Source organism: Streptomyces sp. NPDC004266 (assembly GCF_042874095.1).
Lineage (GTDB): Bacteria > Actinomycetota > Actinomycetes > Streptomycetales > Streptomycetaceae > Streptomyces.
The window spans coordinates 253531-267613 of record NZ_JBIAMM010000010.1 but is presented as its reverse complement, the minus strand read 5'-3'; the positions used below and the strand labels follow the sequence as shown (position 1 = coordinate 267613).

General features: G+C 72.7%; 18 protein-coding genes. 1 reads left to right on the top strand and 17 read right to left on the bottom strand.

Annotated features, from left to right (window positions below; all coding sequences use genetic code 11):
• Window positions 1-102: 102 nt before the first annotated feature.
• Window positions 103-975 carry a 30S ribosomal protein S2 gene (gene rpsB, locus ACFYUZ_RS24545; RefSeq protein WP_369146779.1) on the bottom strand — a complete coding sequence of 291 codons (873 nt, stop codon included), beginning with the start codon at window positions 973-975 and terminating at the stop codon, window positions 103-105.
• Between the two features lie 256 nt (window positions 976-1231).
• Between rpsB and ACFYUZ_RS24540 the strand changes: the two genes are divergently transcribed.
• Window positions 1232-1684, top strand: a complete 453-nt coding sequence (locus ACFYUZ_RS24540) for a M23 family metallopeptidase (RefSeq protein WP_389312547.1) — start codon at window positions 1232-1234, stop codon at window positions 1682-1684.
• 57 nt (window positions 1685-1741) lie between these two features.
• On the opposite strand, the gene ACFYUZ_RS24535 is transcribed toward ACFYUZ_RS24540, so the two are convergent.
• The 16 genes from ACFYUZ_RS24535 to rpsP form a co-directional block, all read right to left on the bottom strand.
• Complete coding sequence (locus ACFYUZ_RS24535) at window positions 1742-2308, bottom strand: TetR/AcrR family transcriptional regulator (RefSeq protein ID WP_389312659.1); 567 nt, start codon at window positions 2306-2308, stop codon at window positions 1742-1744.
• A gap of 51 nt (window positions 2309-2359) precedes the next feature.
• A complete protein-coding gene (whiG, locus tag ACFYUZ_RS24530; protein ID WP_190159812.1) occupies window positions 2360-3196 on the bottom strand; it encodes an RNA polymerase sigma factor WhiG in 837 nt (278 codons plus the stop codon).
• A 239-nt stretch (window positions 3197-3435) separates the two neighbouring features.
• On the bottom strand, window positions 3436-4695 hold the full coding sequence (dprA, locus tag ACFYUZ_RS24525; RefSeq protein WP_389312545.1) for a DNA-processing protein DprA: 1260 nt from the start codon (window positions 4693-4695) through the stop codon (window positions 3436-3438).
• Complete coding sequence (locus tag ACFYUZ_RS24520) at window positions 4692-6305, bottom strand: YifB family Mg chelatase-like AAA ATPase (protein ID WP_389312543.1); 1614 nt, start codon at window positions 6303-6305, stop codon at window positions 4692-4694. Before ACFYUZ_RS24520 ends, dprA begins: the two co-directional genes overlap by 4 nt.
• Window positions 6305-6670 (bottom strand): YraN family protein, encoded by a 366-nt coding sequence (locus ACFYUZ_RS24515; protein WP_389312541.1) that lies wholly within the window; start codon window positions 6668-6670, stop codon window positions 6305-6307. The genes ACFYUZ_RS24520 and ACFYUZ_RS24515 overlap by 1 nt, the downstream gene beginning before the upstream one ends.
• A gap of 131 nt (window positions 6671-6801) precedes the next feature.
• Window positions 6802-7110, bottom strand: coding sequence for a DUF2469 domain-containing protein (locus ACFYUZ_RS24510; RefSeq protein WP_005311352.1), 309 nt, complete (start codon window positions 7108-7110; stop codon window positions 6802-6804).
• Window positions 7111-7165: 55 nt separating this feature from the next.
• Window positions 7166-7720: an NUDIX hydrolase gene (locus ACFYUZ_RS24505; RefSeq protein WP_389312539.1), complete on the bottom strand. Its 555-nt coding sequence runs from the start codon at window positions 7718-7720 to the stop codon at window positions 7166-7168.
• Complete coding sequence (lepB, locus tag ACFYUZ_RS24500; RefSeq protein WP_389312537.1) at window positions 7717-8481, bottom strand: signal peptidase I; 765 nt, start codon at window positions 8479-8481, stop codon at window positions 7717-7719. The genes ACFYUZ_RS24505 and lepB (ACFYUZ_RS24500) overlap by 4 nt, the downstream gene beginning before the upstream one ends.
• A gap of 74 nt (window positions 8482-8555) precedes the next feature.
• Complete coding sequence (gene lepB / locus ACFYUZ_RS24495) at window positions 8556-9491, bottom strand: signal peptidase I (RefSeq protein WP_389312657.1); 936 nt, start codon at window positions 9489-9491, stop codon at window positions 8556-8558.
• A complete protein-coding gene (gene lepB / locus ACFYUZ_RS24490) occupies window positions 9460-10437 on the bottom strand; it encodes a signal peptidase I (protein WP_389312535.1) in 978 nt (325 codons plus the stop codon). The genes lepB (ACFYUZ_RS24495) and lepB (ACFYUZ_RS24490) overlap by 32 nt, the downstream gene beginning before the upstream one ends.
• A complete protein-coding gene (gene lepB / locus ACFYUZ_RS24485; protein WP_389312533.1) occupies window positions 10430-11302 on the bottom strand; it encodes a signal peptidase I in 873 nt (290 codons plus the stop codon). The genes lepB (ACFYUZ_RS24490) and lepB (ACFYUZ_RS24485) overlap by 8 nt, the downstream gene beginning before the upstream one ends.
• 69 nt (window positions 11303-11371) lie before the next feature.
• Window positions 11372-11722: a 50S ribosomal protein L19 gene (gene rplS, locus ACFYUZ_RS24480; protein ID WP_015036473.1), complete on the bottom strand. Its 351-nt coding sequence runs from the start codon at window positions 11720-11722 to the stop codon at window positions 11372-11374.
• 127 nt (window positions 11723-11849) lie between these two features.
• Window positions 11850-12671, bottom strand: coding sequence for a tRNA (guanosine(37)-N1)-methyltransferase TrmD (gene trmD / locus ACFYUZ_RS24475; RefSeq protein WP_030690643.1), 822 nt, complete (start codon window positions 12669-12671; stop codon window positions 11850-11852).
• Window positions 12668-13243, bottom strand: coding sequence for a ribosome maturation factor RimM (gene rimM, locus ACFYUZ_RS24470; RefSeq protein WP_389312531.1), 576 nt, complete (start codon window positions 13241-13243; stop codon window positions 12668-12670). Before rimM ends, trmD begins: the two co-directional genes overlap by 4 nt.
• A gap of 111 nt (window positions 13244-13354) precedes the next feature.
• The gene (locus tag ACFYUZ_RS24465) at window positions 13355-13594 is read right to left on the bottom strand and encodes an RNA-binding protein (protein ID WP_020868149.1); all 240 of its coding nucleotides are present in this window, start codon (window positions 13592-13594) and stop codon (window positions 13355-13357) included.
• A gap of 2 nt (window positions 13595-13596) precedes the next feature.
• Window positions 13597-14040 (bottom strand): 30S ribosomal protein S16, encoded by a 444-nt coding sequence (rpsP, locus tag ACFYUZ_RS24460; protein WP_015036470.1) that lies wholly within the window; start codon window positions 14038-14040, stop codon window positions 13597-13599.
• Between the last annotated feature and the right edge of the window lie 43 nt (window positions 14041-14083).

Genomic DNA, 14083 nt, shown 5'->3' with positions numbered 1-14083 from the left:
GAGTCTGTTTCTCTCTCGAAGTCTGAAAGATCGGGCGGGTCCACGGGTGGACGGCGGGGGCTTCGTGGGCCCCCGCCGTCGTCACCCGAAGGTCCTGGAGGGTCAGGCCTGCTCGGCGTCCGCGGCCGGAGCCTCGGCGGCGGCCTCGGCCGGGGCGGCCTCGGCGGCGGGGGCCTCGGCGGCCTCGTCGGCCTTCTTCTCGCCCTCGAGCAGGTCGCGCTCCCACTCGGCGAGCGGCTCGCCCTGGGCCTTCTCGCCCGGCTTCGAGTCGCCGGTCGCGGCGCCGGAGCGGGCGATGAGGCCCTCGGCGACGGCGTCGGCGATCACGCGGGTGAGCAGGGTGACGGAGCGGATCGCGTCGTCGTTGCCCGGGATCTTGTAGTCGACCTCGTCGGGGTCGCAGTTGGTGTCGAGGATCGCGACGACCGGGATGTGGAGCTTGCGCGCCTCACCGACGGCGATGTGCTCCTTCTTGGTGTCGACGATCCAGACGGCGCTGGGCACCTTCTGCATCTCGCGGATACCACCGAGGGTCTTCTCCAGCTTGGCCTTCTCGCGGGAGAGGACCAGGAGCTCCTTCTTGGTGAGACCCGAGGCGGCGACGTCCTCGAAGTCGATCTGCTCGAGCTCCTTGAGGCGCTGCAGACGCTTGTAGACGGTGGAGAAGTTGGTGAGCATGCCACCGAGCCAACGCTGGTTGACGTACGGCATGCCGACACGCGTCGCCTGCTCGGCGATGGCCTCCTGGGCCTGCTTCTTCGTACCGACGAACATGATGGAGCCGCCGTGCGCGACGGTCTCCTTGACGAACTCGTAGGCGCGGTCGATGTACGACAGCGACTGGAGCAGGTCGATGATGTAGATGCCGTTGCGCTCGGTGAAGATGAAGCGCTTCATCTTCGGGTTCCAGCGACGGGTCTGGTGACCGAAGTGGACGCCGCTCTCCAGCAGCTCCCGCATCGTGACGACGGCCATGGCCATCTCCTTGGTTTTCTCGGTTTTGTGTTCCTGACGCCCCGGCGCGCCATGCCCCAGAGGGACCGAAAGGCGCTGCCACCCGCCTGAGAGACAGGTGGCGGGGCGTGCGAAGTCGACCCGGTGACCCGAGTCGCCATAGGAAGTGTACGGGACCCCGGGAGCACTGGGTGACGGCGCTGTCCACAACGGGCGAACGATCCACAGATGCCGGCCGTGCCTCTCGGGCCCCGGGCGGCCGGGGGAGCCTTCCCCCATGCCTCTGACGACCCTGTTCCTCGCCCTGGCCCTCCTGTGGCCGGTGGGCCCGCCCCCGCCGGAGATCCTCCGCGGCTGGCTCCCCCCGGCCGGCCCGTACGCCGCCGGTCACCGCGGTGTCGACCTCGCCGCGCCCCCGGGCGCCCCGGTGCTCGCCCCGGCCGCGGGCACGGTCACCTTCGCGGGCCCGGTGGGCGGCCGCGGCGTCGTCACCCTCACCCTGTCGGGCACGGGCGCTCCCCCGCTGCGCACGACCTTCGGCCCGGTGGCCCCGCTGGTGCGGCCCGGGACCCGGGTGTCGCCGGGCACGCCGATCGCCCGGGTCGCGGAGGGCGCCCACTGCCCCGTGTCCTGCCTCCACTGGGGTCTCCTCAGGGGCGAGGAGTACCTGAACCCCCTCCTCTTGACGAGAAGGGCCCCGTCGCGCCTGCTTCCGCTCCCCGCCGGCTGAGGGACGCCCTGCCGGTCGAGGGGCACCCGGCCGATCGGCCGGGGGGCGCCCCGTCGATCAGGCCCGGGGGCCGGCGACGCCGTGGAGGGCCATCGTGACCGCCGCCTCGGCGATGTCCGCGGGGTCTTCGGCCGCGCCGAGCTCGATGCGGCGGACGGCGGCGTCGACGACGCCCTGGAGGAGCATGGCGCCCAGGCGGGGCTGGGGCTGGCCCAGGGCGGCGAGGGCCTCGACGATCATGGCGACGAGGCCGCCGTGGGCCGCGCGGATCTTCTCGCGGGCGCCGTCGTCCAGTTCGCTCGCCGAGATGGCGACGACGGCCCGGTGGCGCCGGTCCCCGACGAGGCCGAGCTGGGTGCGGACGTACGCCTCGACCTTGCCGCGCGGCGTCTCGGCGCCGGCCATGGCGGCCTCGACCTCGGCGGCCCAGACGGGGAAGTCGACGGCGCAGAGCTCTTCCACGACGGCGGCGCGGGACCGGAAGTACTCGTAGACCGACGAGCGGGCCAGGCCCGTGCGCTCGGCGAGGGCGGGGAAGGTCAGCGCCTCCGTACCCCCCTCGGACAGCAGGGAACGCGCGGCGTCCAGGAGGGCGCCGCGCTGCATCGTCCGGTGCTCGGCCACCGAGGCCGCTCGAATCCTGGGCACGGCTCCACTGTACGACCGGGCGCAAGGTCAGCGGCCGACGTCGGCCAGCTTCGCGCGGAGCTGCAGGACGGACTTGGTGTGGATCTGGCTGACGCGGCTCTCGGTGACGCCGAGGACGTGGCCGATCTCGGCGAGGGTCAGGCCCTCGTAGTAGTAGAGCGTGACGACGGTCTTCTCCCGTTCGGGGAGCGTGTTGATGGCGCGGGCGAGCAGTCGGCGCAGCTCTCGGTCCTCGGCGACCTCGACGGGGTTGTCGGCGGCCGTGTCCTCCAGGGTGTCCATGAGGGAGAGGCGGTCGCCGCCCTCGCCTCCGACGTGCAGCAGCTCCTCCAGGGCGACCACGTTCGCCAGGGACAACTGGCTGAAGACGGCGTGCAGTTCCTCCAGCGTGATGTCCATCTCCGCGGCGACCTCGCTCTCGGAGGGGGTGCGCCGGAGCTGGGCCTCGAGGGTGGCGTAGGCGCGCTCGACGTTGCGGGCCTTCTGGCGGACCGAGCGCGGGATCCAGTCCAGGGCGCGGAGTTCGTCGATCATGGCGCCGCGGATGCGGGTGATGGCGTACGTCTCGAACTTGATCGCGCGCTCGACGTCGAACTTCTCGATGGCGTCGATGAGGCCGAAGACCCCGGAGGAGACGAAGTCGGCCTGCTCCACGTTGGACGGCAGCCCCACGCTGACCCGTCCGGCGACGTATTTGACGAGCGGCGAGTAGTGCAGGATCAGCTGCTCCCGCAGCCGCTCGTCGCCGGTGTCCTTGTACGAGCGCCACAGCTCGTCGAGTGAGGTCGGTGCGGACGGCCGCACGGTGCCCCGGGCTGCTGGGGGCACCGCAGCGCGGTCAGACCCGGAGGTGTGCTGGGGCATGCGTTGCCTTGAGCCGTTCTGCTGTCGGGTGTGTCGGTGCGGGTGTCCTGGAGGGAATCCTGGTGAGCGTAGCGTGAGTGGACTGTCGCGGTGTGCGAACACCGGCGGATCGCGCCGCTCCGGGTGGACGCCGTCGACCACGTCTTCGAACCGGGGCCGTGGCGCGTGTCGGCCCCCCGGACGCGGCCGAGAGAACTCGGTTGTTCATCTCCATCACCCTTTCACCCGAATGCTCCAGGTCAAGGACCGCCTCGCCGCGCGTTCGACGCTTCTGTGGCGGTGTTCGTCAACCTCCATCCCTCCCCGTACCGCTCGACGAAGCCGAGCGAGTGGAGTTCGTACAGCTTGGCGAGGGTGTCGTCGGGGGTGGTTCCGGCGCGGCGGGCGATGACGGTGGTGGGTGTGGGGCCGCGGGCGGGGAGCGCTTCGAGGACGTGCGCGGCGGCGGGGGCGAGCAGGTCGCGGGGCAGGACGGGGCCCCGGCGCGCGGGGGCGAGCTGGCCGATGTCGCCCACGAGTTCGACGATCTCGTCGGCGTCGGTGACGAGGGTGGCGTCGCCGCGCAGGAGCTCGTGGACGCCGGCGGAGAGTGCGCTGGTGACGGGGCCGGGGACGCCCATGGTGTGGCGGCCGAGGCGCCCGGCGGCGCGTGCGGTGACGAGGGAGCCGCTGCGGTGCCGGGCCTCGACGACGACCGTGCCCCGGGTGAGGGCGGCGATGACGCGGTTGCGGAGGATGAAGCGGCTGGGCGTGGGGTGGCTGTCGGGCGGCAACTCGCCGACGACGAGGCCCTGTTCCGCGATGCGCCGGATGAGCCGGTCGTGGCCGCGGGGGTAGGGGGTGTCGACGCCGCAGGCGAGGACAGCGACGGTGGCGCCGTCGGCGGCGAGGGCGCCCCGGTGGGCGGCGCCGTCGATGCCGTAGGCGGCTCCGGAGACGACGACCCAGCCCTTTCGGCTGAGACCGGCGGCGAGGTCGGCGGCGGTGTGGGCGCCGTACGGGGTGCAGGCGCGGGCGCCGACGAGGGCGACGGAGCGCAGGGCCCAGGTGCGCAGGTCGGCCGGGCCGCGGACCCAGAGGCCGAGGGGGCGGGCGTCTCCGAGGTCGTCGAGTTGACGTGGCCATTCGGGGTCGCCGGGGACGAGGAAGCGGCCGCCGAGGCCGTGGACGGTGTCGAGGTCGTGGGCGGGGCGGGCGGCGGTGGCGCGTCGTCGCCAGGAGGCGACGCGCTCGGCTCCGGTGCCGGGGAAGGGGGAGGTGTCGTCCCCGGCGCGGAGCAGGCGGTCGAGGAAGCCGGTGGCGCCGTACCGGCGGAGCCACCGGCCGGCGTGTTCGTCGCCGGGCTCGACGGCGCGGCTGAGGGTGGCGCGGGCCAGGTGCTCCTCGGTGGGGGCGCTCGGGGCGGTGGGAGTGGTCGGGGCGGCGGGAGCGCTCGGGGCGGCCGGGACGGTGGGGCTGGTCGGGGCGGCCGGGGTCGTGGGAGTGGGCTCGGTGGTCATGCGCGCTCCCCCGCTCCGACGGGCACGCCGCGGGCGACGCCGGTGCGCAGTTCGAGGGCGAGGGCGACGTCCTGGCTGTCGGGCCGGTCGTGTCCGGCGAGGTCGGCGACGGTCCAGGCGACGCGGAGGACCCGGTCGAGGCCGCGGGCGGTGAGCAGTCCGCGCTCGACGTCGCGCTCGGCGGTGGCGAGGGCTCCGGGGGCGGCGAGGTGGCGGGTGCGGAGCTCGTGTCCGGGGATCTCGCTGTTCACCCTCCAGGGGGTGCCGGCGAGGCGGGCGGCGGCCCTGGTCCGGGCCTCGTGGACCCGGGCGGCGACGACGGCGGTGGTCTCGCCCCGGCCGCCCTGTCCGAGGAGGTCGGCGCGGGTGACGGGTTCGACTTCCACGCGGAGGTCGACGCGGTCGAGCAGGGGTCCGGAGAGCCGTGCCTGGTAGCGGCGGACGAGGGAGGCGGGGCATTCGCATCCGGCGCCGTACAGCGTGTGCCGGCCGCAGGGGCAGGGGTTGGCGGCGAGGGCGAGGAGGAAGCGGGCGGGGAGGCGGACGACGCCGGCGGCTCGGGCGATGACGACGTGCCCGGATTCGAGGGGCTGGCGGAGCGCGTCGAGGGCCTTGCCGGAGAACTCCGGGGCTTCGTCCAGGAACAGGACGCCACGATGGGCCAGGGACACCGCGCCGGGCCTGGGGAGGCCGTTCCCGCCGCCCACGAGGGACTGCATGGTCGCGGAGTGGTGGGGTGCGCAGTAGGGGGCGCGGCGGACGAGGGGCTCGCCGGGCGGGAGGATGCCGGCGACGGAGTGGACGGCGCTGACTTCCAGGGACTCCTGTCGGGTGAGGGGCGGGAGGATGCCGGGGAGGCGCTCGGCCAGCATGGTCTTCCCCGCGCCCGGCGGGCCGGAGAGGAGCAGGTGGTGGCCGCCCGCCGCGGCGACCTCCAGGGCGAGGCGGGCCCGGTGCTGGCCGGCGACGTCGGCGAGGTCGGGCCCTTCGGCGGGTGCGGCGGCGAGTCCGGTGCCGATGCCGGCGCCGGGGACGAGGAGGCCGGCGAGCATGGCGTCGGGCCGGCCTTTCTCGTCGGCTTCCTCGTCGGGGACGGGTTCGTCGGTGAGGACGGCGATCAGCTGGCGGAGGGTGCGGACGCCGAGGACGGAGACGCCGGGGACGAGCGAGGCCTCGCCGGCGGTCTGTTCGGGGACGACGACCTGGCCGTATCCGGCTTCGGCGGCGGCGAGGACGGCGGGCAGGATGCCCCGGACGGGCCGGACGCGTCCGTCGAGGCCGAGTTCGCCGATGAGGACGAGGTCGGCGATGGCCCGCGGGTCGATCCGCTCGGCGGCACCGAGCACGGCGGCGGCGACGGCCAGGTCGAATCCGCTGCCGCCCTTGGGGACGGAGGCCGGGCTGAGGCCGACGGTCAGCTTCTTCTGGGGCCATTCGGCGCCGGAGTTGACCACGGCGGCGCGGACCCGGTCGCGGCTCTCGCTGAGGCTCTTGTCGGGGAGGCCGACGAGGGTGAAGGCGGCGACGCCCGGTTCGAGGTCGGCCTGGACCTCGACGACGACGCCCTCGACGCCGACGAGGGCGACGGAGCAGGTGCGGGCGAATCCCATCAGGCCACCCCCTGGGCGTGGGTGAGGACGGGGGCGCCCTTGCGCGGCAGGACGATGCCGACGAGGTCGATGCGGACGCCGCCGGCGGGGGCCGGGGTGTCGTTGCGGTCGAGCCAGCAGGCGGCGAGGCGGCGGAGCCGCTCGGCCTTGCGGGGCGTGACGGCGGCCATCGGGTGCTCGTAGGGGCCGTCGCGTCGGGTCTTGACCTCGCAGATGACGAGGGTGTCGCCGTCGCGGGCGACGATGTCGATCTCGCCGGTCCGGCCGCAGCGCCAGTTGCGGGCGAGGACGTGCATGCCGGTCGCGGTGAGCCGGCGGGTCGCCAGCTCCTCCCCGTACCGTCCGAGGGCTTGGGTCCTGTTCATGGGGTACCACCTCCGTCACCGAATGTGACGGAGCCCGGTGGACCGCGTGCGGCGCTGTGGACGGGCCGGGGGCTGTGGAGAACCCGGTCACCCCTGAGGGTGGTTTCTGCGGGTGGGGCGGGGGGGCGGCCTCAGCTGCCGGGGAGTTCGAGGTCGCTCTTGTTGAGCTCCTCGATGTTCACGTCCTTGAAGGTCAGGACGCGGACCTGCTTGACGAACCTGGCGGGCCTGTACATGTCCCAGACCCAGGCGTCGGCCATGCTGACCTCGAAGAACACTTCGCCCTGCACCGAGTGCACCTGCATCTCGTAGTCGTTGGTGAGGTAGAAGCGTCGCTCGGTCTCGATCACGTATTTGAACAGCCCGACGACGTCGCGGTACTCCCGGTAGAGCTTCAGCTCCATCTCGGTCTCGTACTTCTCGAGGTCCTCGGCGCTCATGGCATGTTCCCCTTCAGCCGTGCGTCCCCCTATTGTGCGCCAGTCGTACGCGCCCCTAAACGATTTCCGGGGCGAGAACCACCGGCGCACCCGGAGGTCCCTCGTCGAGCAGCGTGCGCAGCAACTCGGCGAGTCTGGTCGGGTACACCGTCTCACGGGCCGCCGACAGTTCGGCGGAGGTCCACCATCTCAGCCCCGCGAGGCTCCGGGTCTCGAGCTCCGTGAGGGCCTGCGGCCGGAGTACGGCCTCCGTCCCCCGGACGCGGGCCAGGTAGTACCACTCGTCCTGGTCCCAGCGGCGCCCGTCGAAGGGGAAGGAGCAGTACCGCTTCCAGAGCACGGGGCCGAGGTCGACCTCGGTGATGCCGGTCTCCTCCGCGAGTTCGCGCAGCGCCGCCTCCTCCCGGGTCTCGTCGCCCTCCACGCCGCCGCCGGGGGTGAACCACCAGGCGTCGTCCGGGTCGTCGGGTTCGTGGCCGTGCAGGAGCAGGATGCGGTCGTCCGGGTCGAGCAGGACGACGCGCGCGACCCGCCGCCGTCCGGAGTCCGCTTCCGGTACGGGGCCCCGGTCCGCCGAGGGCCCCGGCCCCGAGGTCTCCGCGTCCGTCATGCCCCCACCTTCTCGCGCGCGCCGGGCCGCGGCCCGGCGGACCGGCGGGTCAGGCGGCCCGCCACCGGTCCGTACGCCGCCCCCACGAGGATCAGGGCGGTGCCGGTCGCGACGGCCGTGAGGAGTGCCTTGAAGGGGCCCGGCCGCGAGATGCCGCCCGGGAGGCCGGCGAAGCCCGTGGGCGGCTCCAGGAGCCCCTTCGCGGGCCAGACGACGGCGTCGACCCTGCCGACGACCGTGGAACGGGGCACGGAACCCTGGCCGGCCTCCTCCATGTGCGTACGGGAGTCGAGCGAGGTGTGCCGGTCGTCGCCGAGCAGGAAGAGGTTGCCCCGGGGGACGGTCACGGAGAACTCCTGGCCCGAGGCGACCGTGCGGCCGCCGGGTCCGGGCCGCAGGTACGGCTCGTCGACGGGCTCGCCGTTCACGGTGAGCCGCCCGTCCCGGTCGCAGCAGGCGACGGTGTCGCCGCCGACGGCGGCGACCCGCTTGACCATGGGCGAGGAGCCCCAGAGGGGGTCCGTGAAGACGACGACGTCACCGCGCCGCACCTCGTCGCCGTCGATCCGCTGGGCGAGGATCTTGGACCCGACGTCGAGCGTCGGGGTCATGGAGTCGGTGGGGACGGTGTACGGCTGGTAGAGCACGGCCCCCCAGACGAACCCGCCGAGGAAGAGCACACAGCCGACGGCCACGGCCAGCCCCGACAGCACGCTGCCGAGGCGGCCGCGGCCGCCCTTGGTCCGTATGGTTCCGCTCATGTGCGCACCCCGCAGGTCTGTCGGCGGACCGCGGGTCTGTCGACGGTCCGGGACGGCACCCTACCCGCGGGTCGCTACTCGGCGGTATGCCGTGCGGCCTGCTTCTTCCGGCGCCACAGCACCAGCGGGAGCGCTCCGGCGAGACCGGCCGCTCCGGCGGGGACGGCGGCCATGGCCTTGTTGAGCGCGGGCTGGTCGAAGACGTCGGGCACGGGGAGCGTGGCCCAGCGGGTGACCGGCCAGGCGATCACGACGGCACGGCCCACGACCTCGTCGTTCGAGACGGTGCCGCCGCCGGGGAGCTGCTGGTGGAAGCGGGAGTCCAGCGAGTTCTGCCGGTTGTCGCCCATGACCCAGATCCGGCCCTCGGGGACCTTGATCGGGCCGAAGGAGTCCTGACAGGGCACCGCGCCGGGGGCGAGGTACGCGCTCTCGTCCAGCGCCACGCCGTTGAGGACGACCTTGCCGCCCTCCTTGCAGGAGACGGTGTCGCCGCCGACCGCGATGACGCGCTTGATGAGGTCCTTCTCCTCGGCGGAGGGCATGAGGCCGATGAAGCTGAGGAACTTCTGCACCACGTTCGGCCGGGGCGCCTCCTGGCCCTCCAGCCAGCCGCCCGGGTCGTGGAAGACGACGACCTCGCCGCGCTCGGGCTCGGAGCCGAACCAGGGGGTCAGCTTGTCGACGAGCACCCGGTCGCCCTTCTGGAGGGTGTTCATCATCGATTCCGAGGGGATCGAGAACGCCTGCACCAGGAAGGTCTTGATCAGCAGGGCGAGCACCAGGGCGACGCCGACGAGGAGGGGCAGCTCCTTCCAGAAGGAACGCTGCTTCTTCGGGGGCCTGCCGGGCCCGCGGACCGCTTCGTCGTCGCCGTCGCCCGGCGTCCCGTCGCCCGGCGGCCGCGCCTGCTCGTCACCCTTCACGTCGCCACCCGTCGTGTCCTCGCCGAAGGCCCCGCCGGCCCTCTTCTCCGGCTCATCGTGTCCGGATCGTGCGCCGACGGCCAAATCCCCCACATCCACTCCTCAGTCCGTGCGAACGCCGGCCCCGGGTCAGGGACAGGCCCACCACTCCCATAACGAGCAGAAGTTCCGCAGGGGTCGGGAGCCCGGGCAATCCGTTCAGATTGCGCGAGGACACACTATGCGACGGACCTGACGCGGTCCCGGCACCGGCTCCGCCGTCCGGCACGGCGGAGAACGTCTCCCGCTGTTCCAGTGTGCGCCAGTGCCCGAAGGGCCAGGCGATCACCACCGCACGCCCGACGACCTGCTCCTCGGAGACGGTGCCGTGGTCCTTCTCGTCGAGGTGGAAGCGCGAGTCGGCCGAGTCGGAGCGGTGGTCGCCCATGACGAAGACGCGGCCCTGCGAGACCTTCACCTCGAAGGGGATCTTCGACGGCGGGTTCCCGGGATGCAGGTACGGCTCGTCGAGCGGCACGCCGTTGACGCTGATCCGCCCGTCCTCGCCGCAGCAGCGGACGGTGTCGCCGCCGACGGCGACCACCCGTTTGATGAGGTCGCGGTCGTCGGCCGAGGGCAGCAGGCCGATGAAGGTCAGGGCCTGCTTGAACTGCTTGACGCCGATCGGGTCGTCGGCGGCCGGCGCGGCCTCCTGCTGGAGCCAGTTGCCGGGGTCCTTGAAGACGACGACGTCGCCGCGCTGCGGGTGCGAGCCGAACCAGGGCGTGAGCTTGTCGACGAGGACCCGGTCGTCGATCCGGATCGTCTGCTCCATGGAGCCGGAGGGGATGACGAACGCCTGGACCAGGAAGGTCTTGAGGACGAGCGCGATGAGCACGGCCACCGTGATCAGGACCGGGATCTCCCGGATCGCGGAGCGCTGCCGGCGCCGCTTGACCTTCCGGGCGAGTCTGCGGCGCTCGGCCCGTCCGGGCAGGGCCGCGCCCTGCCCGGCGGCGGGCCCGCCGGGCGGACGGCCCCGGCTACCCATGGGGCCCCGCTCCGTGTCCGCCGGCCGGCGGGGCCGGTACGGCGGCGAAGGCGTCGGTGCCGGGCACGGTGGACCAGCGGCCGAAGGGCCAGGCGATCCAGTCGGCGCGGCCGACGACCCTGTCGACGGGGACCATGCCGCCGCCGGCGCTGCCGAGGTGGTCGCGGGAGTCGCTGGACTGGCTGCGGTGGTCGCCCATCACCCAGAGCCTGCCCGGCGGGACGACGATGTCGAAGGGCACGCTGGAGGGGCGGTCGCCGAGCATCACGTACCGCTCCTCGACGGGGACGCCGTTGACGGTGATCCGGCCGTCCTTGTCGCAGCAGACGACCCGGTCGCCGCCGGTGCCGACGACCCGCTTCACGAAGTCGGTCTCGTCCGGCTCGGCGAGGCCGAGGGCGGCCGCCCCGTCGTGCAGGAGTCCGGTGACCGGATTGTCACGGGGCTGCTCGTCCACGAAGGACCCGGTGCCGTCGAAGACGACGACGTCGCCCCGGGCGGGCTCGTTGCCGAAACGGTACGCCAGCTTGTTCACGAGGATCCGGTCGCCGACCTGGAGCGTCGGCTCCATGGAGCCGCTGGGGATCAGGAACGGCTGGATGACGAAGTGGCTCAGGAGCAGCAGGAAGGCCACGCAGGCGCCGCCCACGAGGGCGGTGCGCCGCCAGGAGGGGCCGGGGCGCCGCTCTTCGGCCGCCGCGGACTCCAGGGGTTCCTCGGCCGCCGCGGACTCCAGGGGCCCTTCGGCCGCCGCGGGCCCCGCGGGCCCTTCGCGCCCGGAGTCGTCGGGAACGCGCGCGGAGCGCGACCCCTCCTCCGTGTCGGAAGAGGGATCGCGCTCCGTGTGCTGTGCTTCGGTGTCCATCGCCGGCAAAGCCTATCCGGCCTGTCCGTGCGGGGAATCGAAAGCGTGGGGCGTGCCGGGAGCCGGGGCTCAGCGGTCGCGCTTCTCCTTGATCTTGGCAGCCTTGCCGCGCAGCTCGCGCAGGTAGTAGAGCTTGGCGCGACGGACGTCACCGCGGGTCACGAGCTCGATCTTCTCGAAGATCGGGGAGTTCACCGGGAAGGTGCGCTCGACGCCGACGGAGAACGAGACCTTGCGGACCGTGAAGGTCTCGGAGACGCCCGAGCCCTGACGGCGGATGACGACACCCTTGAACTGCTGGATGCGGGAGCGGTTGCCCTCGATGACGCGCACGTGGACGTTCACGGTGTCGCCGGGACGGAAGGCGGGGAGGTCGGAGCGGAGCGAACCCGCGTTGACCTGGTCGAGCAGGGAGGCCATGGAGGTCTCTTTCCTCGCTGATGCCACAGGTCATCAGCGGTACGTTCGAATGATTCGGGGCGTCGTACGTCTCCGGCGGCGTCGTTCCCCCTGTGGCAGGGGCGCGCGCCGGACGGACGACAGCGGCCTATTCTTCCACGCCCTCGACCTTGCGCCAAAATCGGCCGCCGGGCTCGGGCGCCCACCCCATCATCGAGAGGACCTCGCGGTCCTTCTTGTCGAAGGCGGCGGGGTCGCAGCGTTCGATGAGGTCGGGCCGGTTGGCCGCGGTGCGCCGGAAGGCCTCGTCGCGCCGCCAGCGGGCGATCTTGCCGTGGTGCCCGCTGAGGAGGACGTCGGGGATGGCCCGGCCGCGCCACTCGGGGGGCTTGGTGTAGACGGGGCCCTCCAGGAGGTTGGCCATGGCGCCGGGGGCGAAGGAGTCGTCCCGGTGGGACTCGGCGTTGCCGAGGACGCCGGGCAGCAGGCGCGCGACGGCCTCGGTGACGACGAGGACGGCCGCCTCGCCGCCGGCGAGGACGTAGTCGCCGATGGAGACCTCGTAGACCGGCATCCGGGTCGCGTACTCGTCCATGACCCGGCGGTCGATGCCCTCGTAGCGGGCCGGCGTGAAGATCAGCCAGGGCCGCTCGGAGAGCTCGACGGCGAGTTCCTGGGTGAAGGGGCGGCCGCTGGGGGTCGGGACGACGAGGACCGGGCCGTGCGCGCCGGCCTCGTAGCCGTCGGCGAGCGTCTGGTCGAGCGCGTCGCCCCAGGGCTCGGTCTTCATGACCATGCCGGGACCGCCGCCGTAGGGGGTGTCGTCCACCGTGTTGTGCCGGTCGTACGTCCAGTCGCGCAGGTGGTGCACATGGACGTCGAGCTGTCCACGCGCGCGTGCCTTGCCGACGAGGGAGACGTTCAGCGGTTCCAGGTACTCGGGGAAGATCGTGACGACGTCGAGCCTCATGCCGTCTCCTCGCCCTCGCCCTCGGAGGCGTCGCCGTCGTCCCGGGAGGAGACGATCTCGGCGCGGTCGTCGATCAGGCCGGGCGGCGGGTCGATCACGGCCCGCTGCTCCTCCAGGTCGATCTCGGTGACGATCTCCCCGACGAAGGGGATCATCAGCTCGGTGCCGTCGGGGCGCTCGACGATGAAGAGGTCCTGCGAGGGCAGGTGGGAGATCTCGGTGATCCGGCCGATCTCGGTGCCGTCGGCGAGGACGACGTCCAGGTCGATCAGCTGGTGGTCGTAGTACTCGTCCTCCTCCTCCGGCAGCTCGGTGGGGTCGACCTCGGCGATGAGGAGGATGTTGCGCAGGGCCTCGGCGCCGGTGCGGTCGCGGACGCCCTCGAAGCGCAGCAACAGCCGGCCGCTGTGGACGCGCCCGGTCTCGATGGTCAGCGGCCCGGCGGAGGCCGGGTCGGTGAGCAGGACGGCGCCGGGGCCGAGCCTGAGCTCGGGCTCGTCCGTCCGCACCTCGACGGTGACCTCGCCCTTGATGCCGTGGGCGCGGCCGACCCGCGCGACTACCAACTGCACTGCTCCACACTCTCCTGTCACACAGCTCGTACGTACGACAACGGGCCGGGGCGGGCTCTTCAGCCCTCCCCGGCCCGTGCCGGCACAACTAAGGTGATGCTGCCGACCTGCTCAGCGGACCTGGTCCACGTCGACGAGGTCGACGCGGATCCCCCGGCCGCCGATGGCACCCACGACGGTGCGCAGCGCACGCGCGGTGCGGCCGTTGCGGCCGATCACCTTGCCGAGGTCGTCGGGGTGGACCCGGACCTCCAGCACGCGGCCCCGGCGCAGGTTGCGCGAGGCGACCTGCACCTCGTCGGGGTTGTCGACGATGCCCTTCACGAGGTGCTCGAGAGCCTCCTCGAGCATGATCAGGCCTCGGTCGACTCGGTGGACGCGGCCTCGGCCTCGTCCGCCTTCTTGTCGGCCTTCTTGGCCTTCGGGGTGATGGCCTCACCCTTGTCGTCGCCGCCCTCGAGGGTCTTCGCGAACTCGTCGAACGAGGCGCGCTTCGCCTCCTTCGTGGCGGGGACGAGCAGAGCCTTCTCGGGGGCCGGCAGACCCTTGTGCTTCTGCCAGTCGCCGGTGAGCTTCAGGATGGCGAGAACCGGCTCGGTCGGCTGGGCGCCGACGGACAGCCAGTACTGCGCACGCTCGGAGTCGACCTCGATACGCGACGGGTTGTACGTCGGGTGGTAGAGGCCGATCTCCTCGATCGCGCGACCGTCACGACGGGTGCGCGAGTCGGCGACGACGATGCGGTAGTGCGGCTGGCGGATCTTACCGAGGCGCTTGAGCTTGATCTTGACTGCCACTGGAGTGGTGTCTCCTGGTCTTGACGTGGTTGGGCACTTGAGA

Bases quoted from the DNA above. Each gene is read 5' to 3' on its own strand.
- rpsB (WP_369146779.1), bottom strand. From the start codon at position 975: ATGGCCGTCGTCACGATGCGGGAGCTGCTGGAGAGCGGCGTCCACTTC.
- ACFYUZ_RS24540 (WP_389312547.1), top strand. From the start codon at position 1,232: ATGCCTCTGACGACCCTGTTCCTCGCCCTGGCCCTCCTGTGGCCGGTG.
- whiG (WP_190159812.1), bottom strand. From the start codon at position 3,196: ATGCCCCAGCACACCTCCGGGTCTGACCGCGCTGCGGTGCCCCCAGCA.
- dprA (WP_389312545.1), bottom strand. From the start codon at position 4,695: ATGACCACCGAGCCCACTCCCACGACCCCGGCCGCCCCGACCAGCCCC.
- ACFYUZ_RS24520 (WP_389312543.1), bottom strand. From the start codon at position 6,305: ATGGGATTCGCCCGCACCTGCTCCGTCGCCCTCGTCGGCGTCGAGGGC.
- ACFYUZ_RS24515 (WP_389312541.1), bottom strand. From the start codon at position 6,670: ATGAACAGGACCCAAGCCCTCGGACGGTACGGGGAGGAGCTGGCGACC.
- ACFYUZ_RS24510 (WP_005311352.1), bottom strand. From the start codon at position 7,110: ATGAGCGCCGAGGACCTCGAGAAGTACGAGACCGAGATGGAGCTGAAG.
- ACFYUZ_RS24505 (WP_389312539.1), bottom strand. From the start codon at position 7,720: ATGACGGACGCGGAGACCTCGGGGCCGGGGCCCTCGGCGGACCGGGGC.
- lepB (WP_389312537.1), bottom strand. From the start codon at position 8,481: ATGAGCGGAACCATACGGACCAAGGGCGGCCGCGGCCGCCTCGGCAGC.
- lepB (WP_389312535.1), bottom strand. From the start codon at position 10,437: ATGGGTAGCCGGGGCCGTCCGCCCGGCGGGCCCGCCGCCGGGCAGGGC.
- lepB (WP_389312533.1), bottom strand. From the start codon at position 11,302: ATGGACACCGAAGCACAGCACACGGAGCGCGATCCCTCTTCCGACACG.
- rplS (WP_015036473.1), bottom strand. From the start codon at position 11,722: ATGGCCTCCCTGCTCGACCAGGTCAACGCGGGTTCGCTCCGCTCCGAC.
- trmD (WP_030690643.1), bottom strand. From the start codon at position 12,671: ATGAGGCTCGACGTCGTCACGATCTTCCCCGAGTACCTGGAACCGCTG.
- ACFYUZ_RS24465 (WP_020868149.1), bottom strand. From the start codon at position 13,594: ATGCTCGAGGAGGCTCTCGAGCACCTCGTGAAGGGCATCGTCGACAAC.